Here is a 20,339-nt window from a genome sequence, read left to right as displayed (position 1 = left end):
CCGGGGGGGTGTTTTTTCCCCCCCCCCCCCCCCCCCCCCCCCCCCCCCCCCCCCCCACAACCCCCCCCCCCCCCCCCCCCCCGCCCCCCCCCCCCCCCCCCCCACCCCCCCCCCCCCCCCCCCCCCCCCCCCCTCGGCCGGCTCCGCGTCCGCCGCCCGCCGCGCACGTTCGCGCACCGCGTCCGCCAGGACCCAGCGCCGGTGCAGCTCGCTCAGTTCCTCGGGAGTCGCCTTGCACACCCGGGCGAACCGGGCGACGGCAGCGTTGTCGGCCGGCACCCCTTCCCCCTTGCAGTACCGGTGCAGCGTCGTGGTGCTCATGTGCGCCTGCTTCGCCAGAGCCTCGTAACTCAGCCCGGACCGCTCCTTCAACTCTCGCAGCAGTGCGGCGAAATCAGCTGTCTCTTCCGCTGCCCCCACCAGTCCCCCATTCCGTTCGGCGTCCCACGATCGCCACGTTCCTCCAGGCCAGAGCCGGTGCGGACATCCCGGCATTCCGAAACCCCCGGTGGAATGGCGGACGGGACGCCGCACGGTACAAGCTCGGGCCATCCAAGCACGGCCCCTCGCCGGACGCCGTGACCGATCCCACCCAACTCGCCTTCAGCGGCCAGCACTTCCGTGCCCACGCGCACACCCACGCAGTGCCCAGGCTGATCTTCGGGTCGGCCCCCTCCCGGAGGCCAGGACCTCACCCTCGCGCCCAGGAAGGCAAGAACCCGGCATGGCTCCAGCCCGAGTCGCACCCGCCGCGAGGCGCGGTAAAAAGCCCTGGCGGCAGGCACGGTGTTCCACCGCGATCACGGGGCGTAGGAAACTCCATGATCTTGGAAGCCCGTGCCGGTCCCGCTCCCAGGGCACCATCGAGCCGGTAGATCGCCGGGAACCGGGCCTCACGCGACTACGCCGAAGCCCTGTGTTCCGGCCCGCCAGTACTGCGCCTTGGATGAGGCGCATCACGCAGGAGGAAGAATGACGCGCAGAAACCCGCATGCACTCTTTCACGCGAAAAGGAGATTCTCAGGGGGCTTATCGCTCTTCGTGCTGGCTCTCTCGGTGGCACTGATGCTCGCCGGGTCCGCACTGCCCCGTGTCGGGCATGAAGCCGTCGCGGCGGATGCCCCAGGGTGCTCGGCTCACGCCACGTCCTTCGACACCTCACCGGCTTACCCTGAGGGCGCTGCCGACCTGCGGGTCGGTTGCGCCCGGGAGGCAGGCAGCCTCCGCGAGTTGGCGAGTCGTGACGACGACCTGGTGACAGCCATAGATTTCTATCCCGGGGAGCATCCGGAGCTGCTGCGTCAGGAGATGCAGAAACTGGTCGCCACCGTCCACGGGGACCAGGCGAACGGGCTTTCGCTCAGTGAATCTTTCACGCTGCATATGGAAAAGAACAGCGTGGGATATTACCAGCAGCAAGATGACGGTGTCGACTACAACGGCAGCATACAGATCGTCGGTGACAGCCTGGTCATCGTAGTGCCGGCCGGCGAATTCGGCGCCACGGATTTTTGGGAAGGTTTTTGGAAGAAACTCGTCGTGGGTGCGGCTGTTACTGCGACCCTCGTCGCGTCGGGGGCCCTGTGCCTGCTCTTGTTCCCTGCTGGTCCTTTCGCCGGACCGGTCTGCGGTGCCGTGGCGGGGGGCCTGTCTGGGGGCGTCGGCGAACTGGTGAGTGCCGCTCTGGACCACAAGCCGATCGACGCGGACGTCTGGGGCGGCGTGGTGGCCACCGCGATCTTTGGTGCGGTCGCCGGTGGCTTGGGCGTCCATTTCATGCAGCTCACAGCTGCGAGTACAACCACCTTGATCGCCAATACTCAAGCCACGCTGCGCACCTGGGCGTCGAAGCTCGGAGCCTGGGGGAACCCGCTCGGCGCTCTGGCGAACCTGCTCACCGAGCACGTCGCCAACATCATCCACGCAACTGTCCAGCGGCTCGCGCGGGGGAGGCTCGGGGCCAGCAATGTGGGCCTGCGGGTCATGGCGCTGGGTGACTCGATCACGTACGGCACGGCCAGCTCGAACGGATCCGGGTACAGGTCGGCGCTGTACGGCCACCTGACCCAGCACGGCGGGTCGGTGGAATTCGTCGGCTCGCAGCGCTCGGGACCGGCGCCCGACGCGAGCGAGGGGCATCCCGGCCGGCTGATCGGGGACATCGCCGGCATCGTGGACTCCGCCCTGACGACGTATCGGCCCGACGTGGTGCTCCTGCACATCGGTACCAACGACATGAACAACAACGTCGATCCGCTCGGCGCGCCGGCCAGGCTCGACAGCCTGATCGACCAGATCCTGCGGTACGACCCGGATGTGACGGTGCTGGTTTCGACCATTGTGCCGGCCGCGTTTCCGGAGACCGCGGCTCGGATCGCCAGGTACAACGCGGCGATCCCGGGTGTCGTGGAGGCCCGGCGGGCGGCCGGCCAGAAGGTCTGGCTGGTCGACATGGACGCGGTCACCACTGCCAATCTGGCCGATGGCCTGCACCCCAACGACCGCGGCTACCAGAAGATGGCAGGAGCGTTCTACGACGGACTCGTGACGGTGTCCCAGGCGGGCTGGATCGAAGGACCTGGCAGCGGCGGCACTCCGGCCGGGGGCCCTGTCCAGGGCTGGTCCTCACAGGGCACTATCGCGTCCGGGACTTTCAGCGGAGGTGCCGGCGCCGCTGTGTACGCCGATATCGACGGCGACGGCAAGGCCGACTACCTGCAGGTCAACGACAACAGTTCGGTCAAGGCCTGGATCAACGGCGGCCCCAACCCCAAGGAGCCGACCGACAGCAAGAGTGAGTGGCTGTGGTGGCCGCAGGGAACCGTCGCCAGCGGCGTCGGCGCACCAGGCAGCAGCATCCGCTTCGCCGACATCAACGGCGACGGCAGGGCCGACTACCTTCGGGTCAACGACAACGGCTCGGTCCAGGCATGGATCAACAGCGGACCCAACCCCGATGACCCAGCCGGAGCCAGCAGCGGGTGGCTGTGGAGGCCGCAGGGAACCATCGCCAGCGGCGTCGGCGCACCAGGCAGCAGCATCCGCTTCGCCGACATCAACGGCGACGGCAACGCCGACTACCTTCGGGTCAACGACAACAGCTCGGTCCAGGCATGGATCAACAGCGGACCCAACCCCAGCAATCCGACCGGCAGCGACTGGATGTGGTCGCCGCAGGGAACCATCGCCGGCGGTGTCGGCGCAACAGGCGCTCAAGTTCGCTTCGCTCCGCTCTACGGGAGGGCATCCGCCGACTACGTCCTCATGGGCAGCACGGACGACGGCAGCGCCGTGCAGGTATGGGAGAACCGTGGCCCCAAGCCCAACGAGCCCATCGGCAGTGACTGGTACTGGTACCCGGGCGGATATGTCGCCAGCGGCGTCGGCGTCGACGCAAGGCGTATCCAGTTCGCCGACCTCAACGACGACGGCAGGGCCGACTACCTCGATGTCGACCCCCAGAGCGGCGCCACCCGGGCCTGGATCAACATCGGCTGACGGCACTGCGGACACCGCAGCCGCCCTGCGCCTCCCTACCCGACAGCACTGATCCACCACGGGCGGCGGGCAAGCAGGTGCACGTCGTTCTCGCGGCTACGTGCGGGCTGATGAGGGGTCGGGCGCTTGCGGGGGTTGGTAAGGGTCGCCCCGGGGCGGCATGTGGAGGCAGGCACGGCCTCCGCTGATCACGGGATGTCGAGTCCCTGATCGGCACAACGGCAGACCGTGCCTGCCTGCTCGTCATCGCTCACAACGAACAACCCTCGTCCCAGCTTGATCTATAACCAGCAACTGTCGAACAGGGTTCGCACGCGTTCACTCGGCCGGGTAATCGCCGCATGTCAGAGCGGCCTTCGCCTGGTTCCGTGTTCCGGATCAAGAGGCACGCGGGACCAGTAAGAAGGCCGTGGAGTTGAGTGTGCTGCACCAGGACGCCCGGCGGGACGCCTTCACCTGGGTGTCGCACTTCCGGGACATCTTCCATGCCTGCCTGACCTCGCGGAGTGATGCGCTCTTCGAGCTCACGGACGCGCCCCTGTGCGCGGACGGGCCGGTGACCTTGCCGGTGGACCTGACACTGGTAGCCGAGCACCGGCGAGGGCACGGCGCAACGTACGACGCTCTGAACTGCGGAAACGTCAACACTTCGCGGCTGCGGCGGTTGTTGGCGGCGTGGCCGCAGCCGCGGGCCGCCGACGAGCGGATCGTCAGGGGCGCCTCCACCGAGGACCGCGCACCGCGACCGCAATCGCACGCAACCACTGCTGCGGTATATGCGAGTCAGGGAGGCGGTTCAGGCCCGGCGCCGCAGGGCAGGCGTCTCGAGGGGAGCCAACTCCCGCCTCGGCAGGGCCAGTCCGTGTGCAGCTCACGCGCGCCTCGCGGCCGCAGCCCACATCGTGCGGGCGCATACGGACCGTACGGTCGCCGGCACCTCTCCGCGCTGCGGGATGCCCCCGGAGTCGGGCCGTCTCGCGCCATCGCCGCCGCCGGCCGGCAGTTACGCACTTTCAGGTGACGGGCCACACCTAATGAGGTGGCGCGCTGGGCGACAGCGAGGCACGGCCCCGCTCCCGCAACGGCGGATCATCCACCGAAACGCCGATTAAGCACATACAAGACTTGCGCCAACTTCGCCCGAGCCCGGTTCACTTCATGTGCATCCACGCGTTCCGAGCGCCCCCGGACCGACAGGTATACCTAACGGAGTCCTACGAGCGGATGGTAGGTGGGTTCGCGGGGAGCTGATGACTGGTCGCCGGGATGTGTGCGTCGGCGGGTTCGTGATCACCAGGGAACGACGCCGTCGTCCTCGAAGAACGAACCGGTCGGGCCGCCGTCGGGCAGGGTGGCGAGCCGGATCGCCGTGGTCGCGCCCTGTTCAGGAGTGCGGGGCCCTTGGAAGCCTGTGAAGTCGGTCGCGACCAGGCCCGGGCAGGCGGCGTTGATCAGAATGTTCGTACCGGCGAACTGCCGGGCGTACTGCACGGTGAGGGCGTTGAGGAACGACTTCGACGGCGCGTAGGCCGCCATGATCGGGCCGATCTCGATGTCCGGGTCCGCCTGCCGGGCCAGGGAGCCGACGCTACTGGAGACGTTGACGATGCGTGGCGAGGCCGAGCGCCGCAGCAGTGGCAGCATCGCGTTGGTGACCCGGACGACACCCATGACGTTGGTGTCCACGACCGTGCGGAGCACCTCCAGGTCGAGTGCGGTCGGGTCCTGCACCCACCCCGGGTCCATCTCGCCGGAGATGCCGGCATTGTTGACCAGGGCGTCCAGGCGCCCGGCCGTGCGTTCGATCAGTTCCGCGGCATCAGTGACGCTCTGGCCGTCGGTCACGTCCAGCGGTACCCCGAACGCGTCCACGCCGCCGGCGCGCAGCTTCTCGACGGCGGTTTCGCGTCGGGTGGCGTCGCGGGCTCCCACGCCCACGCGGTACCCGAGGCTGCCCAGTCCGGCCGCGATCTCGTACCCGATGCCCTTGTTCGCGCCGGTCACCAGCGCGATCATCGTTTCGCTCATGCTGATGATGTTGGCTCGCGGACGAGTGGCGCGGCCAACACCGATACGGTGTTCTGTCATACCTGCCGGGTATCACCGCGTATGCTGCGGCCGTGGACACCCTGGAGACCCGTGAGTTGAGGTACTTCGTGGCGGTCGCCGAGGAACTGCACTTCGGGCGCGCCGCCGAGCGCCTCGGCATGGCCCAGCCGCCGCTGTCGCGGGCGATCCAGCAGCTCGAACGGCGCCTCGGGGTCTGCCTGCTGCAGCGCAACCGCCGTGGTGTCCGCCTGACCGGTGCCGGAGAGGTGCTGTTGCACGAGGGCCGGGCGGCTCTCGACGCGACCGCTGCCGCTGCTCGCCGCACCCGGCGCGCCGGCGGTGCCGACAGCTCTGGCGGCTCCCGCGGCCAGCTGGTCCTCGCGGTGAAGGCCGCCGCGTCGCACGAACTGCTGCGGAAGCTTCTCGACGCCTACGCGGCCGAGCCCGGCAGTGCCGAGATCGAGGTGCTGCTGTGCGGTATGTGCGAGCAGGAGGAGTTGCTGCGCGACGGACGTGCTGATGTCGCGCTCATGCACGCGCCGTGGAACTCCCTCGCGGGGTTCGACAGCGAGGCACTGACGACCGAGGGACAGGTCGCCGTCCTGCCTGCCGGGCACCCGCTCGCCGCCCGCGAGACCCTGTCCCTGGCTGATGTCAGGGATCTCCCCGATCTGCCGCTCGCCCGCTGGCCCACCCACGGCACCTACACACCCGGCCCAGGCCCCGAGATCCACAACCAGACGCAACTGGCTCAGTTGATCGCCCTCGGACGCACCGTGGCGGTCGTCCCCGACTCCGCCCGCTCCTGGCTGTGGGCCGAGCACACGGCCGTCCCCTTGACCGACGCACCTCCCGTCGTGACCCACATCGCCTGGCCCGCGCACAGCCACTCCCTCGCCCTGGCCAGCCTGGTCCGCACGGCCGCACGTCTATGACCAGGCCCTGCTTCTTCGAAGGCATCTGTCGAAACGGCTCCTTTCCCCGCAAGCGCAACCTCCTCGCCCAGGTCGACGAGCACACGACCGTCAAGGGCGTGACCAGTGCCGTGCCGAGCTACGTCCTCGACGACATCGACGAGCTGATGAAGCTCGCAGGAGAGCCCTTCGCTCCCCTGCAGGGCCTGCCGGCCCAGCAGCGCGTATGCGGGCCGATCTTCGCGGGAAGCGCCACCGTGAAGGCCGACGCAGACTTCATCACCGACGGTCTCCTCATCGACTGCAAGGCCCTCACCCGGCGCCACCGCGTCGGACGGGACGAGGCACAGCAGCTGGCCGGTTACCTCCTCCTCGACCACGACGACCGCTACGACATCCGCGAGGTCGGCTTCTACCTCGCCCGCCAAGGCGCCCTGATCCGCTGGGCGGTCCCGGAGTTCCTCGCCATGCTCGGTGCCCGTACCCCGCGTCCGCAGTTGCGCGCGGCACTACGCGGACACCTGCGGGGAAGCCGCCCCGCGTAGCGGCCACGAAAGCCGAACGTCAGGCTCCAGAGAGAGCCACAGAGCCGCGCCGAGGCAGCTCTACGGTCGAGCCGGATTCGAACTGCTCCGAAAGACGATCCTGCTGCAACAGCCTCCACGGCCACCAGGCAACATGAAACTGGCGCCTCGTCACGCCATACGCATGGCCCGCAACACACCGGCCCTGCAGGGTCGGCGAGCGATACCGACGTGAACGACGGAGGCAAGATATGAGGACAGATGCCAGCATCGATTCGCTCCGCTGGGCGATGGCCTGGATGTGCGTCACCTTCACCCGCGGCCTGAGCCCCGAGGAGGTCTTCACACGCTATGGGGCCGACCCGGACCAGGCGCGCCTGCTCGACTGGGACGCGGCCTCGGACCTGGTCTCGGGCGACTCCGACGATGAGACGGTCTCGCTGCTGCGGTCCGGGAAGATCGGTGACTGGGCCTTCTGCGTCGAGGAGGAAGGTGGCATCGGCTTCGGGGAAGAAGCACTCGCGAAGTTGTCCCGGGGCACTGAGACCTACAGCCTCGCGACGACCGATGGAATGGACGTCTTCCAGTACTGGCGTGACGGCGAGTGCGTCGAGTACTTCGAGCTCGGCATGGAGCACACCCGGTCCGAACCACTCGGCCACTGGTGGGACCGGGTGGAGGCGGCACTCGCCGTGCACGAGGGCAAGGGCGCCGGTATGGCGCCGGTTGTGGCCCTCGTACTCGACCACCTGGGCATCGCCCTGGACGACGACGCCCTCGCCGGGCCCTGGCCCAGCCTGACGCTCGCCGAGGGTGACGCGCCGTCGGCACCACCGGGCGAAACCTACGCGGGCGAGGGACCGGTCCTGCCCGGGACTGTCGAGATCTTGTAAAGCCTTACAGCAGTCACCCTCCACGTTCGCTCCCCAAGGTCTGTGACAGAGCCGAGAAATGACGGCACTGACGAGTGAGTGAAGGGATCGCGGGACGACCGGCCGCCCGTCAGGGCGGCCGGCCGTTGAGACGTGTAGCGGTAGGAGCGATGCGTACGTGGCGGACGCGGTGCTACGAGGCCAACAGAGCCAGCGCTTCCTTCGCGTTGTGCTCGGCGATTTCCTGCATCAGCGTGCGGTGCGGGAAGTCTCCCTCGAGCAGGCGCAGGGGGCCGGCCACCAGTGAGAGACGCATCGCGAACATGTAGAGGTCGAGCCGTGCCGGATCGAGTCCGGGGCGGGACAAGGCCGGGTACCGGTCACCGAAACGAAGCTGCAGGAACACGTGTTCCCACTCGACATCGAAGAACATCAGGCCCTCGATGTCGATGAGGACGGGGTGACCGAAGGCATCGACCAGGACATGGTCGGGCCCGAGCTCGCCGTGGATCAGTCCGTGCCGCGTGCGCGGAGCCACTCGTGCGGCCAGCTCCTGCAGGCGATCGTGCAAAGAAGCTGCGGCTGATCGGATGCCGGGGTCGCGGTCGGCTGCCTCGGCGAGATCCTCGATGGCACGTTCGAGCACCACCGGAGCAATCCAGGCAGGGGATAGCCGATGCCGCGTTCAGCAAGGTCCACTTCCGTGTTCGTGAGAGGCGGGAACGGCTGATCGGGGAGACACCCAGGAGAGGGAGGCACACTCTCCAAGCCCCACGCGAGTGCGTGGAGCCTCTCCACAAGCGCGTCGTCGTCCGCAGCAGTGCGGTGCGCAGCATCGGTCACGAGCCGGGACTGTAGTACGCGCCACGCGCCACTCCTTGGACAGCCCGCCAGACCAGGCGACACCCACGTCAGCTCACCTGGGCGTCAACGGACGAAGACTCGGGTGCCGTGCTCCGCGGTGCGCACCTCGACGAGCGCCCCATTGCGCGGGCCGGTTCCTGCGGCCCGGTCGAGGGCGTCCCCGACGTCCTGGTCGGACGGGGTGCGGTCGTTGGCCGCGACCAGGGCGTCGGCGAACCGCGCCGCGTCCTTCCGGGTCGCCTCGAAGGCCTCGTGCTCCCGGCCGGACTCGCGGTACCGGCCGACGGCAAACACGGTGACGAGGACCAGTATGGGAATGAGCAGGACCGCACCCAGAGCCTTCGCCCAGGGTGCGGTCCTTCCTTCTCGCTCTGCCTTCACGGGTTCCTATCGCTGCCTGGGGAGGTTCTCCACCATGCGACGGAAGGCCGCGGAGTAGGCGGAGGTGCCGGTGCCGTTCGGATGGTAGCTCTCCCGGCTGCCCATCCCCGCGGGTGCGGGAGCAGCAGTGCTGGCACGGTCACGGACAGTTCGCGTGCTCGGCAGAGACGCAACGAAAGCCGTCTTCCTCGCCGATGCGGGCATCAGAGGCGACCACGACCTGCTGACGGCACTGGGCAGTGGCCAACTCGCTCTGATGGTGGCCAAGGTGGTGCGCCCACGACGTTGAAACCATCACCTGCAGCGTCGCCGGTCCACGGCACCGCGGCCTCAAGCGTCGGCGAACCGTGGAGGCAGCGGATGGGGACGGCTCCTTTATGAGCAGTGGGTGCGTGCCTGCTTGATGCCCGGTTCGGCACGGCGGAGGTCGAAGGTGGTGGAGAAGGTCTGCCGGGCGGTGGCAAGGGCGTCGGCGAGCGGCTGGTACTTCTTGTCCTCCAACGCCGCCACCCGGGCCAGCTCTGTCGTCGCACTCAGCCGGCCGACCGCAACGTCCCAGGAACGGTCCGACGACTTGTCGGCCGGCGGGTCGGGCATCGGGTCGGGCAGCATCCGCACCAGTGTGCACGCCAGCTCACCGTCACTGCCACCCTGCCCGCCATCGGACCCGCCCGAGCCGCAGGCGGCAAGGACCAACAGCCCCGCGACCACTGGAACAAGACGTCTCATCATGTGCCGTCACCCTCCCCCGTCGGTACGTGCACCAGTCAGCCTAAGATCGCGCCCCGACCCCCGACAAGGCTGCCCCGGTGCCGCCTGCGACCGCCTGCGCAACTTCGGCGCCGGCCGGACGGTGGCTCAGCCGCAGGAATCACCGCGTCCGGCCTGACGCAGACGCTCCACGACTGTCGCGCGACCGTATCCGCGTTCGACCGAATCACCGTGGCCGATGACAAGGACGTCGCCGCGCGGCCGAGCCCGCACTGCACGGCCCCAGGCATCGGCCCCCTTCACCTTCACCGACTGCGCGTCGATGATCCCCGACGTGGGCTCGGCCTCACGGCCCGCGCGCTACGGACCGTCCCGCGCAGCCGGTCGGGGAACTCGGCGATCAGCCCGTGCTCGCGCCGACGGCGCGAGAAGGCGTAGACCCGGCCCCGATCGGGGAAGTCCGCGGGCATCGCCCGCCACAGATCCCGCCCGCGACCAGGTAGCGGATCGCGTCCAACAACTGCCGATGACAGTAGCCCTCGGGCCGTTCGCCTCGCCCCTGGAACCAGGCGGGCGCCGACAGCAACGGCCGGACGGCCAGCCGCCCACTCCGCGTCCGTCATGTCCGACGGCTACCGGCGCACCCGTTCCGGATGGTCGGCCGCGTTGCCGTGCGCATACGCGAGGCAATCGCAGACACAGCGGGCGAGTTGAGGTCAACATGCTCGGGAACGTACGACAAGACAACAGAGCCTTCGGGAACCACTCGGAATGGGATCGCACCCCCGAGCTACCAGGAGGCGCTGCTTTCACGCGCGGAAACAGCTGCAGTCACGCGACCGAGACTCCCGTTCGACCGACAGCCTTCGAGACCGGTGCGGGCAACAGCCACTTACGTGTCGGGATGCTGCGGCAGGGCGAGCCAGTCCGACCAGGAGATGTCACGACCGAGGAAGCGTGGCTGCTCGAACGGCCAGTCGGCGGCGATCCACTGCGGCACCAGTGCGTCGAGGGCCAGCTCGATCTTGCTGCCCACCAGTTCGTCCACCACCCACCAGGAGATCTCGCCGTCCGCGCCGGCCCTCTCCGGCGGGTCGATGTAGACACATCCGAGGAGAGCTGTCTCCGCCGCGTCGAACAGCGCGTAGTTGAAGGACTGGTGTGCGGCGATCTCCTTCTCGTGCCGCAACAGGTCGGCCTGGTCGGCCTCGTAGGTCATGGTGGCCGCGGGCCAGCCCCAGGCCGGGCCGAAGATGGTCCACAGCCGCTCGCGCGAACCCATCACAGCCGGATAGTCGAGCGGGGTGTCCGCCTCCCGGATCGGCCGCAGGTGATGGCCACCGCCCGGCAGCGGTACCAGGACGGGGTGGACGAAGTCATCGGGAAGCCAGCTCATGGCGCCCGACCGTAGCAGCGCGCGGCCGTCCGCTCCCCTGGATTTTCCCCGCATACCGCCAGGCCCTGCTCCCATGCCGGGCAGGGCCCGCGATCACCCGATCGAGACTCCCGTTCGATCGACAGACTCCCTGATCGGTACGGCAACGGCTTCTGTGGTTCGGCCGCACTGCGAGCCGTGTCATGCCGCGACGGGTCGGAACGTCGCGGTGATCGCGCGTCCCGCCGGGCGAGGAGATCCAGTTCGACTGGCTGGAGCCTCCGGACGGGCCTGAGTCGTGGGGAGTGGGCGAGCACGCTCACCTGCTGGTCGGGGCACTCGCGCATTCGGGCCGATGACGCGCGGTACTGGCGGAGTCCGAGGACTTCCCGCACCTGGTCCAGGCCCTCGACCAGGTGCTCCGCAAACCGGGCGGGACCGCGAGGCGGTGGCGCTTCGACCGTATGCCCACTGTCTGTTACCACAACCCCGAGCCCGGACATGGGGCGGTGAGGACCGGGACGGTGGAGTGGCGTACCCGCACTGGCGGTTTCCTTCGTCGGGCGCGGCTCAGGCCACCAGGATTTCACTGCCTGCCTGGTGAGCGTCTAGGGTCGATTCGGTCATGCCGGTCTCATGAACGTCGCTTGCACGGAACAGCAGCGCGTCGTAGGTCGGGTGAAACCAGTTCGGCAGGCTCTCGCGGTACTCCGCAGCCGGAATGACGACTTCCAGGCGCCCGCCGTGCGTCAGCACCGCCTCGGCGAACCAGGCGTCGGGGCCATCCGCGATGCACGAGACAGCGATCAGCTCTGCGGACGCATAGCCGCTCACGACCTCGTCCAACAGGGCACGCACTCGTTCCTCGACCTCGCTGCTGAGCCCCCGGTGTCCAAGGATCCCGACCCGCATCTCTGTGCCCTCCTACAGGTAGACGCCATGCAGGCGCTCGTCAAAGTCCCGCACTACCTTGGGCGGTGTGACGGTGGTGAGCGTACGGCGCACCGCACCACGTCTACCTGCCGTAGACAAGACTGGGGTGTATGAGCGTCCCCAGCACCTGGCACCCTGTTCCCTACTACTCGCAGTGGGAATCGACAAACCTGCCCGGGCGGTCACCGACCTGTCCGCCGCCCCCGTCGCCGAGACCGTCGCCGGCGGGCGCCTGGCGCTGTTGTCCGTCCACAAGACGGTCCGTACGCCCGAAGTCGATCCGCCGAGCAAGGGCGGGCACCTGGTGCTCGCCGTCGGCGCCAACGAGGAGAACGTGACGCTGCACAACCCGTCCGGACTGCCGGGCATGTCCCTGGAGTTCGCGCTGATCCCCTGGACACGGCTCGACCGGTTCTTCGCGGGCCGGGGCGATCCTCGGTGGCTGAGACGGTGGACGTCGAACCGCCGGAGAAGGAGCCGGGCACACGAAGGATCGCCGTGCTCGGCGAGATGCTGGAGCTGGGCGAACAAGCGCCGAGCGCCCACTGGGGTATCGGGCAGGAAGCGGGCCGACTCGGAGTCGACCTCGTGATCGCAGTCGGGCAGGAACTGGCCAAGCAGTGCGCACTCGGCGCAGCCGACGGCGGCGTCGACGCCGCCGTCGTCGTCGCAGACAACGAGACCGCCACACAACTGCTGTCCAAGATGCTGTAGCCCGGCGACGTGGTCCTGATCAAAGGGTCACGCGGCGGGATGCGCTGGCAGATCGCCCAAGCCGTGACCGGTCAGACGATCACCGGCATCCTCAGCTGAGCAGGCCCCGCTCGCCCACCCCTCGGATCCGTCTATGCAACACCGCAGTTGGCAAAACGTCGAACGGCTGTCTCGAACCGCCCGTTCCGGGTTCATCAGGCCATGAGCACGGAACTGCCGATCACGCACCCAGTCCAGCCCGAACTCGCGGGCCCAGGCAGCAAGTGCCGACAAAAGACGTGCTCAGCAGTCGGTTCCGTCGCCCCGCCGCGCACGGTAACCCAGCACCTGGTACCGCAACCGATTTCGCCATCCGCTCCCCCCTTGGACCGCCCGGCCCTGACCGCCCGCAGCCGCTGCACGCACGCGTCGCGAGCTGGACATCGGTGTCCTCAGCGTTTCGGCCACAGCCCTCAGGTCCGTGCCCCTGGCGGGAGAAGGGTCGGTGCACCGGGCATGCTCAGCCGGGCGCTCTGTGGTGGGGTTCGGGGTTCGTCCGAAACACAGGTGTTCGAAATCCGGGCGCAGTCGTTGAGCCGCATGACCCAACCCGCGACGAAGGGAGAGCCACGTTGACTTCAGTCGAAACCCACGGACAGCAGCGCGCCGCGACACCGGCGACAAGGACCGCATCGGGTCCGGCGAGCCTGCCGACCGTGCCCCACGGTGCACAGCGAAGGAAAGAGCGGCGGGCAGGGACCAGCGCCTACCTGCAGGAGCCGTACAGCCCCGTCCACCGCCATATGCCTGGCGAAGACCTGGACCGGCAGACCGTTGCGTCCTTGGCCTGGTCCTGGCCTGGGAAGCCGCACCACGCCGATCCGGGCAAGCACAACCCGGAAGGGCTGATCCGAGTGCCGAAGGAGTTCCCCCGCACGTCCCGCCCGCGCACCGCCATCACCGTCGGCATCCCCACCCGCGGCCCCTCGCCCATGTCCGTGAACGGTCCTGCCCGAGGAGGCATCCGGTGAAGAGGTTCTTCAAGCCGGTGAAGTTGGCCGAGCCCCGGGTCAGTGACGCCGAGCAGGAACTGTTCGGCGGGCCGCTTCGCTACGACATGGGCTGGTCCCAGCATGAGCACGCGGGTCTGGACCTGACCATGATGTCCGCGCTGCGCTCGATGCCCGCGCTGGTCGGCGCGACCCTGCGCATGGCGTGGCAGGCCGACCGGCGGGCGCTGCTCGCCGTCGGGGTCAGTGAGGTCGGCCAGGGTGTCGCCGCAGCCGCCGGGCTGCTGGCCGTCAACGCGGTCATGCACGCGCTGATCGCCGGAGACGGCGGCGCGGCGGAGCGGCTGCACGGGCTGTTACCGGGTCTGCTGACGGCCGGCGTCATCGGTGTCGTCAACTCCGTTCTTGCCGCGTGGTCGACGTCGCGTGCGGGGCGTCTGGAGCCGAAGGTCGAGCGGACCGCGACCACCCAGTACCTGGCCGCTGCCGCGAGTGTGGAGCTGGAGGCGATCGACGACCCGGACTTCCGGCGGCTCGTCGACATCGCGCAGCACGGTCCGGCCTGCGCGCGTCGGATGATCGGTGCGTGTGTCGCGGCACTGAACGGGCTGATCTCCCTGGTCGCCACGGCAGGTGTGCTGGCGGTGCTGCATCCCGCGCTGCTGCCGATGCTGGTGCTGATCGCGGCGCCGCGGGGCTGGGGTGCGATGCGGGTGGCGCAGGAGCGGTATGTGTCGGTGATGAGCTGGATCGAGCATGTGCGGGCGAGCCGGCTGATCGGGAACCTGCTGACCGAGCGGACGGCGGCGCAGGAGGTGCGGCTGCATGCCGTGGGTGCGTTCCTGCTGGGCCGGTACGAGCGGATGGCGGAGAGCGCGGAATCTGAGCAGGAGCGCCTTGCCTCCAGCAAGGCGTTGACGGAGTGGGTGGCGTCCGCGTTGTCGGGTGCGGCGATGGCCGCGACGTACGGGGCGTTGTTCTGGCTGATCACGGCCGGGCACATGAGCCTGGCCGTCGCGGGGACCGCGGTGATCGCGGTGCGGGCGGGTTCGGCGAGTCTGGGGGCGCTGGTGATGAACATCAACCAGCTGCACGAGGAGTCCCTGTACGTCCGTGACCACGGCCGCTTCCTCGTCCAGGCCGCCCGGCGCACCATCCCCGCCGGCGGCGCCCCCGTACCGCAGCGCATCGAGCACGTGGTGCTCGACAAGGTCACCTACCGCTATCCCGACCGGGATGCGCCTGCGCTGGAGGAGGTGTCGCTGACGCTGCCGATGGGCTCGGTCACCGCGGTGGTGGGTGAGAACGGCTCCGGCAAGAGCACCCTGATGAAAATCCTCTCCGGGCTGCTGCTGCCGCAGGCCGGGACCCTGCGCTGGGGCGAGCACGACATCCAGAAGCTGGACCGGGCGCAGGTCTTCGAACGGGTGGGTCTGCTCACCCAGGACTTCGAGCGCTGGCCCGTGACCGCCGCGATGAACATCCGTCTCGGCCGCCCCGCCCACCCCGCCACACCCGAAGACCTGCAGCCGTTCGTCGACTACGCCGGCGCCGCATCCGTCATCGCCCGGCTCCCCGACGGCCTGCACAGCCTGCTCGCCCGGATGTTCCGCGGCGCCATCGAACTCTCCGGCGGCGAATGGCAGAAGATCGGACTCGCCCGCACCCACTGGCGCAGCGCCACCGCACACGCCGACAGCATCCTCATCGTCGACGAGCCCACCTCCGCCCTCGACCCGCAGGCCGAGATCGAAGCATTCGACCGTATCCGCCGCCTCGCCGCCCCCAACCGGGCCGTCGTCCTCGTCACCCACCGCATGTCCGGCGTCCGCCACGCCGACCACATCTACGTCCTGCACCACGGCCGCCTCACCGAACACGGCACCCACAACGAACTCGTCACCGCACAAGGCCGCTACGCCGCCATGTTCCACGCCCAGGCAGCCCAGTACGCCCCCACCACACCCGTCCCGCCCCCCTCCACACCCACCATCCCAGCCCCCGCCTCCCCCACCGTCCCGGACCCCGCATGACCCGCCCGCCCGGAAGGCGCGGCGCGACGCATGCTCCTCCCACCGCCCTTGAGCACTCCCAGCGCGCTGCGGCGCCGGCTCATCGACCTGCTCCGCGCAGGCGGCCGCATCCGCGCCACCGCCGAGGACGCCCAGCGCCAGGCGCCCATCGCGGCGACCCCGATCCGTACGACGCCTCGCCGTCACCACCGCCGGAGCCAGGACACTCACGGCGAGCCGACCACTCGAACGCACCGCCGATCCCTGCGTGCTGCGCTGCTGCACGCTGCGCCCCTCAACTGTGCATGGAGATCACCGTGTTGGACGCCGAACATCGCACCCACCTCGCCTGGAACACCTACGGGCAGCACCACCTGGAGCGCGGTACACCCCTGGCGAAGCTCGTACAAAGGGCGAGCGGGACCCGGCGGGCCCGTCCCGGCCATGCGGCCAGCAGAGCCGCAAGCCCGGCCCGCCACGCGGGCGCTCGAGCGCGGCCGACAGGCCCCGCCCTGGCGAAAGGGTTCTCGTCCCGCAAAGGCGACGCCGACATACGGGGACGCGGTGAAGAGCATCCGCTGCTCCGCGATGTCGTCGTCCACGGAATCACGCGCCACACGATTTCACCTGATCAGCCCGCTCGGGCACCTGCTACGGAATGGGTACCGGTGCCTGGGGACTGACCAGCGACAAGGAGCCTCCTGGAGATCGTGGTTGAGATCCATGTGCCTCTTCGTGATGCCGCGGGCACCGCGGAGGGTTACCCGTGGATCGACCAGGTCGAGGACTTCCTCGCCGAGCAGGAGGCGGCGCAGGTGTATGACGAGGGTGAGGAGTACAGCGAGGCGTACGTCTCCTTCATCACCGGGGCCGCCGAGGAGGATCTCCTGGCCGTAGCAACTCGCGCGGCTGGTCCGGCAGGCGTCCCGAGCGGAGTGTTCGCGATGGTCACGAGTGACGAGGCCGAGGAGATCGGCCTCGGACGACGTGCTGAGCTGCCGCTTGGCTGACCCGCCGCCCAGCCGACGGCCGACCGGCGTCGGCTCTGCCCTCTGATTCCTGGAGAGCGCGCAGGCACGGACTCCCGGGCTCATGGAGTTCTCGACGCCCCGTCATCCGAGTGGAAGTCAGCGCCTGACCGGCTCCGTGACCATCCGCGGGCCGAACCCTCAGACGTGCCGGTCTGCCGGGACGGCTTGCTGAAGGACGCGCGCGGCTGCACCTGACGAGTGATCGGTACGGCCGGGCCGGTACCTCCGGACCGTCCTTCGATCCTGAGAACGCGCCTCCCGCCCGCAACAGGCATTCGGCCCTCAGCTTGTGCCGGTGACGCCGCTCGCAGGAGCGGCGGTACTGCCGTGGGATGTCGGCACACACGGGACACTCGTACAGACAGGCCTCAGCGGTGGCGGCGCGACAGACGTCACGACGGGCAGGTTCCACGCCACGCGCACCCGGTCGATCAACTCCCGCGCGCTGTAGGCGGAGACGGCCAGCTCGAGCCGCATGTCGGCGAGGCGCTGAGCGGCCCCGTCGGCGCCGCGTGCGCCGACGTCCCGGCTGCGCTGGTCGAAGTCGGGCGGCGTGAAGACCTCCAGCAGGGTGAGCCCGTACGCCACGTACGCACGGGCCTCGGCGACGGTCGACGCTATGGACTCCGGCAGCTCGTCGCCACCGGCAGGTACCGGACGCGGCGCCCCCGCAGGGGCAGGTCCCTGACCGGTTGCACCCGTGGCGGCCGGGCCGGCGCCTGCGAACGCCTGGAGAGCCTGGACCAACCACTGTGTGCGGTGCGGACAGGAGTCCGCCAACTGCTCGGTGAGAGTGCGGTATTCCATCAGGACGTACGCCGTGCCGGCCGTCCACGGTTGGCCCGCCAGCAGCGTCCGGAACCCGGCAAGCGTGTCGGAGAGCTCCTCAGCCAGCACCAGGGACGTCAGGTCCCGCAGTTCCACGTACGGCGTGCTCTGGCGCAGTTCGACGAGCCGGAGCGCGTACCGGATGAGGTCGCGCGGTATGCCGCCGGACAAGGCATGTGCGAGGACCGCGTACGGGCGGGGCAGCCGTGGCACTCTCTGGTCCAGGATCGCCACGGACTCCTGGAGGGTCATGGGCCGCACATGGACCACGTCGTCGAAGGAGCTGTCGGTGGAGTCGCGGTGCGGCAGTCCGCGGCGTACGAACGCGGCGCTCACATCCTCGGCAACGGTCACGAGGCAGTAGACCCTCGGCACCCCGAGAATGGCTTTCACCTCGCTGAGGAACTCCAGAGCCTGGTCCGCAGTGCGCATTCGGTCGAGCTCGTCGATGCACAGGAACACACGCCCGTTGCCGTTGTTCCTGACGTCCTCCGCGATCGCTCCGAGCAGACCTCTGAACTCCGCAACGAGCTGCGGGAAGTTCGGCGCCACGCTCGAGAGTGAGGACCCGTGCGCGGTCCCGAACAGCGAGGCCGGCGCCAGGGTGAGTGAGGCAGAGGTGCCCTGGACGGTCCGCAGTCGGTAGAGCTCGTCCTGACAGCGCAAGGCCAGAGCGGAAGGCTGGGATCGCGTCAACTTTCGCCTGCCGTGCGCGACACCGATGGCTTCGACGCCCAGTACGAGCAGGGCAAGGCGGGCCGGGTTCTCCCCGTCGGCCAAGTAGGGGCGGGCCACCGGCGAGACGGCGGTTACTGCTATCACGGCAGCGGCGCCCAGCGCCAGAGCCAAGAGCGCCCGGTCATCAACGGTGAGCCTACGCGGACGACGCAACAGGAAGGCGCCGGTGAACACGCTGAACCAGACAACAGCCGCCAACGTCAGCGAAATCGGGACCGCATTGCCTGGGGCCCTCGCGGGAAGGTCCACGACGAGACTGGCGGCGAAGACGACCAGCGCGGACAGCCCCATGACCCACACCAGGGTCCATCCGATCCGATGCTCGGGCCCGACCCCCAGAAACCGGCGCACGCGGCCCGGCCTGCGCATCCGCCACACCAGCGCGCCCGCGCATACGAGGACCACACTCGCGATGACGTTCTGCCCCTGCCACACTTCCTCGACAGCGCCGACGAAGTCCCGAACAACCGAACTCCCCCAGGGGACGAGATCCATGCCATAGCCGCCCCACCAGCCACGCACAGCCGCGGCGGCCCCCACGACGAGCAGCACCGCGGCAGGCAGGGCGAACACAAGCCACCTGACGGAACGGCGGACCAGGACAGCGGCCCTGCGACGCAGCCGGACGAACCCCGAGAGCCGTGCGAAGCCCGGCACAGCCTGGCCACCGCGCTCCAGATACCTTTCGCACACGCCCACCAGACAGGACAGCACGAAGTCGTACGGCGTGTAGGCCGCAGGCACGGCGACCTCGACCAGGAAATCCGGCGCCCCGTCGGCGGCGGATTCCTTGGGCCGCAGCAGTCGGGGCGCGACCCCCAACAATGTGGTCTTGCCCACCCCTCTCGGCCCGCTCAGCGCGATGGTGCCGCCGTCGACGAGGGAGAGTTTGCGCGCGAACTGCCCCGCGCACTCAGTAGCGACGAAGAACCGCGGATCATTGCGTGCCCTGAGTCCCTGATAGCTGTCGTACATCAGCACGGAGCGGGGATCGTCGCCCAGCAGCGCAGTGATGACCTCCAACAGAACCTGGCGAGCGCTGTTCTGGGTGAACTCCGCCTCGAGCTTGTTCAGCGCGGGTCCGACGGCGCTGCTGCTCGACCAGTTCTGCACAGTGAATCCAGCCACCAAGAACAAGGCCCGCACTTGGCGCCAGGCAGACGGGCGGAGCCACACCCAAACCGCCATCACGACCAGGCCCATCAGCAGTGCGGCCCCGAAAACGTCCCGCACGGTCGGCGTAAGGTAGGACTCCGCCAAGACACGCGCAAACATCAATCCCAGCAAGAACAGCACTGCCAGGATCGGCGGATCGAAGCCGACCTCCCCCTTGGCCCTCGCCAGGCCCCTGCGGATCCGCGTCCGGTCGTCCAGGGCCCGTCGCGCCGCAGCGAGCGGCTCCTCGCCGAGCGCCAGGACCCGCTCCACCGCAGCCTGCATCTGCATGGCCGCACGCACGCGGTCAGGGGTCACCTCCGGGCGGCTCTGCATCCGGTCGGCGACCGAACGCTCCTGCAGAATCGCCTCGACGCTGCGCTGGTAAGCCGCCTTCTCCGCAGCGACGTACCGCCACCCTGCCACGGACGAGGGTAAGACCGTCGTCCCCAGGCCGGATCCCTGGGCCGGCTGGCTGCCGCTCATCCGCGCCGCAGCATGTGACATACGGCAACTCCTCCTCCGACGGCGCGCTTTGCCGCCGCCTGGGACGCCCAGCTGCGTGTCGCACCGACCACCGCGTGATCTCCGCGCGCAGTCTAGGGGCTTGCAGAGCACACCTACACGGGGAACGGAAGTGACAAATGGGCGACTTGGAGGCCTGGGCTACGCAGTCCAGCAGCGCCCTGGGAATTGCCCAGCTCCCGACCGGGTCAAGGTCAGCGCGCCCTTGGCGGGAACAGACGCCACA

Annotated in this window: 12 protein-coding genes and 4 pseudogenes; 8 read left to right on the top strand and 8 right to left on the bottom strand. The window is 69.1% G+C overall.

The window, feature by feature from the left end:
- Positions 1-216: 216 nt before the first annotated feature.
- A pseudogene (locus ACZ6SQ_RS12605) lies at positions 217-495 on the bottom strand (helix-turn-helix domain-containing protein); the annotation flags it as partial.
- 477 nt (positions 496-972) lie between these two features.
- Here ACZ6SQ_RS12605 and ACZ6SQ_RS12600 point away from each other — a divergent pair.
- Both ACZ6SQ_RS12600 and ACZ6SQ_RS12595 read left to right on the top strand, forming a co-directional pair.
- On the top strand, positions 973-3,498 hold the full coding sequence (locus ACZ6SQ_RS12600) for a GDSL-type esterase/lipase family protein (protein WP_469560059.1): 2,526 nt from the start codon (positions 973-975) through the stop codon (positions 3,496-3,498).
- 421 nt (positions 3,499-3,919) lie between these two features.
- A pseudogene (locus tag ACZ6SQ_RS12595) lies at positions 3,920-4,210 on the top strand (transposase); the annotation flags it as partial.
- Between the two features lie 578 nt (positions 4,211-4,788).
- Here ACZ6SQ_RS12595 and ACZ6SQ_RS12590 read toward each other — a convergent pair.
- Complete coding sequence (locus ACZ6SQ_RS12590; protein WP_469560055.1) at positions 4,789-5,526, bottom strand: SDR family oxidoreductase; 738 nt, start codon at positions 5,524-5,526, stop codon at positions 4,789-4,791.
- Positions 5,527-5,618: 92 nt separating this feature from the next.
- Between ACZ6SQ_RS12590 and ACZ6SQ_RS12585 the strand changes: the two genes are divergently transcribed.
- The 3 genes from ACZ6SQ_RS12585 (at position 5,619) to ACZ6SQ_RS12575 (ending at position 7,878) form a co-directional block, all read left to right on the top strand.
- Positions 5,619-6,482, top strand: a complete 864-nt coding sequence (locus ACZ6SQ_RS12585) for a LysR family transcriptional regulator (protein ID WP_469560051.1) — start codon at positions 5,619-5,621, stop codon at positions 6,480-6,482.
- Positions 6,479-7,006, top strand: a complete 528-nt coding sequence (locus ACZ6SQ_RS12580) for a hypothetical protein (protein ID WP_469560048.1) — start codon at positions 6,479-6,481, stop codon at positions 7,004-7,006. Before ACZ6SQ_RS12585 ends, ACZ6SQ_RS12580 begins: the two co-directional genes overlap by 4 nt.
- A gap of 230 nt (positions 7,007-7,236) precedes the next feature.
- Positions 7,237-7,878: a DUF6461 domain-containing protein gene (locus tag ACZ6SQ_RS12575; protein WP_469560046.1), complete on the top strand. Its 642-nt coding sequence runs from the start codon at positions 7,237-7,239 to the stop codon at positions 7,876-7,878.
- Between the two features lie 172 nt (positions 7,879-8,050).
- On the opposite strand, the pseudogene ACZ6SQ_RS12570 reads toward ACZ6SQ_RS12575, so the two are convergent.
- The 5 genes and pseudogenes from ACZ6SQ_RS12570 to ACZ6SQ_RS12550 all read right to left on the bottom strand — a co-directional run.
- Positions 8,051-8,506, bottom strand: a pseudogene (locus ACZ6SQ_RS12570) (aminoglycoside phosphotransferase family protein); the annotation flags it as partial.
- Between the two features lie 278 nt (positions 8,507-8,784).
- Positions 8,785-9,102: a hypothetical protein gene (locus ACZ6SQ_RS12565; protein ID WP_469560044.1), complete on the bottom strand. Its 318-nt coding sequence runs from the start codon at positions 9,100-9,102 to the stop codon at positions 8,785-8,787.
- A 375-nt stretch (positions 9,103-9,477) separates the two neighbouring features.
- Positions 9,478-9,714, bottom strand: coding sequence for a hypothetical protein (locus ACZ6SQ_RS12560; RefSeq protein ID WP_469560042.1), 237 nt, complete (start codon positions 9,712-9,714; stop codon positions 9,478-9,480).
- A 991-nt stretch (positions 9,715-10,705) separates the two neighbouring features.
- A complete protein-coding gene (locus tag ACZ6SQ_RS12555; protein WP_469560040.1) occupies positions 10,706-11,209 on the bottom strand; it encodes a GNAT family N-acetyltransferase in 504 nt (167 codons plus the stop codon).
- Between the two features lie 555 nt (positions 11,210-11,764).
- A pseudogene (locus ACZ6SQ_RS12550) lies at positions 11,765-12,100 on the bottom strand (hypothetical protein); the annotation flags it as partial.
- A gap of 459 nt (positions 12,101-12,559) precedes the next feature.
- Between ACZ6SQ_RS12550 and ACZ6SQ_RS12545 the strand changes: the two are divergent.
- The 3 genes from ACZ6SQ_RS12545 (at position 12,560) to ACZ6SQ_RS12535 (ending at position 16,846) form a co-directional block, all read left to right on the top strand.
- Positions 12,560-12,835, top strand: coding sequence for a UDP-N-acetylmuramoylalanyl-D-glutamate--2,6-diaminopimelate ligase (locus ACZ6SQ_RS12545; RefSeq protein WP_469560038.1), 276 nt, complete (start codon positions 12,560-12,562; stop codon positions 12,833-12,835).
- Between the two features lie 1,006 nt (positions 12,836-13,841).
- Positions 13,842-15,857, top strand: coding sequence for an ABC transporter ATP-binding protein (locus ACZ6SQ_RS12540; protein WP_469560035.1), 2,016 nt, complete (start codon positions 13,842-13,844; stop codon positions 15,855-15,857).
- Positions 15,858-16,546: 689 nt separating this feature from the next.
- Positions 16,547-16,846 (top strand): hypothetical protein, encoded by a 300-nt coding sequence (locus tag ACZ6SQ_RS12535; protein WP_469560031.1) that lies wholly within the window; start codon positions 16,547-16,549, stop codon positions 16,844-16,846.
- A 303-nt stretch (positions 16,847-17,149) separates the two neighbouring features.
- Here the strand turns inward: ACZ6SQ_RS12535 and ACZ6SQ_RS12530 are convergent, their stop codons facing one another.
- On the bottom strand, positions 17,150-20,074 hold the full coding sequence (locus tag ACZ6SQ_RS12530) for a hypothetical protein (protein WP_469560029.1): 2,925 nt from the start codon (positions 20,072-20,074) through the stop codon (positions 17,150-17,152).
- Positions 20,075-20,339 lie beyond the last annotated feature (265 nt).

It is taken from the genome of Streptomyces sp. NPDC048600 (genome assembly GCF_055587025.1).
The sequence above is the reverse complement of the archived record's forward strand: the minus strand, read 5'-3'. Positions and strand labels throughout refer to the sequence as shown.

Coding starts and splice junctions, on each gene's coding strand:
- ACZ6SQ_RS12600 (WP_469560059.1), top strand. CDS start 973: ATGACGCGCAGAAACCCGCATGCACTCTTTCACGCGAAAAGGAGATTC.
- ACZ6SQ_RS12590 (WP_469560055.1), bottom strand. CDS start 5,526: ATGAGCGAAACGATGATCGCGCTGGTGACCGGCGCGAACAAGGGCATC.
- ACZ6SQ_RS12530 (WP_469560029.1), bottom strand. CDS start 20,074: ATGAGCGGCAGCCAGCCGGCCCAGGGATCCGGCCTGGGGACGACGGTC.
- ACZ6SQ_RS12580 (WP_469560048.1), top strand. CDS start 6,479: ATGACCAGGCCCTGCTTCTTCGAAGGCATCTGTCGAAACGGCTCCTTT.
- ACZ6SQ_RS12555 (WP_469560040.1), bottom strand. CDS start 11,209: ATGAGCTGGCTTCCCGATGACTTCGTCCACCCCGTCCTGGTACCGCTG.
- ACZ6SQ_RS12575 (WP_469560046.1), top strand. CDS start 7,237: ATGAGGACAGATGCCAGCATCGATTCGCTCCGCTGGGCGATGGCCTGG.
- ACZ6SQ_RS12560 (WP_469560042.1), bottom strand. CDS start 9,714: ATGCTGCCCGACCCGATGCCCGACCCGCCGGCCGACAAGTCGTCGGAC.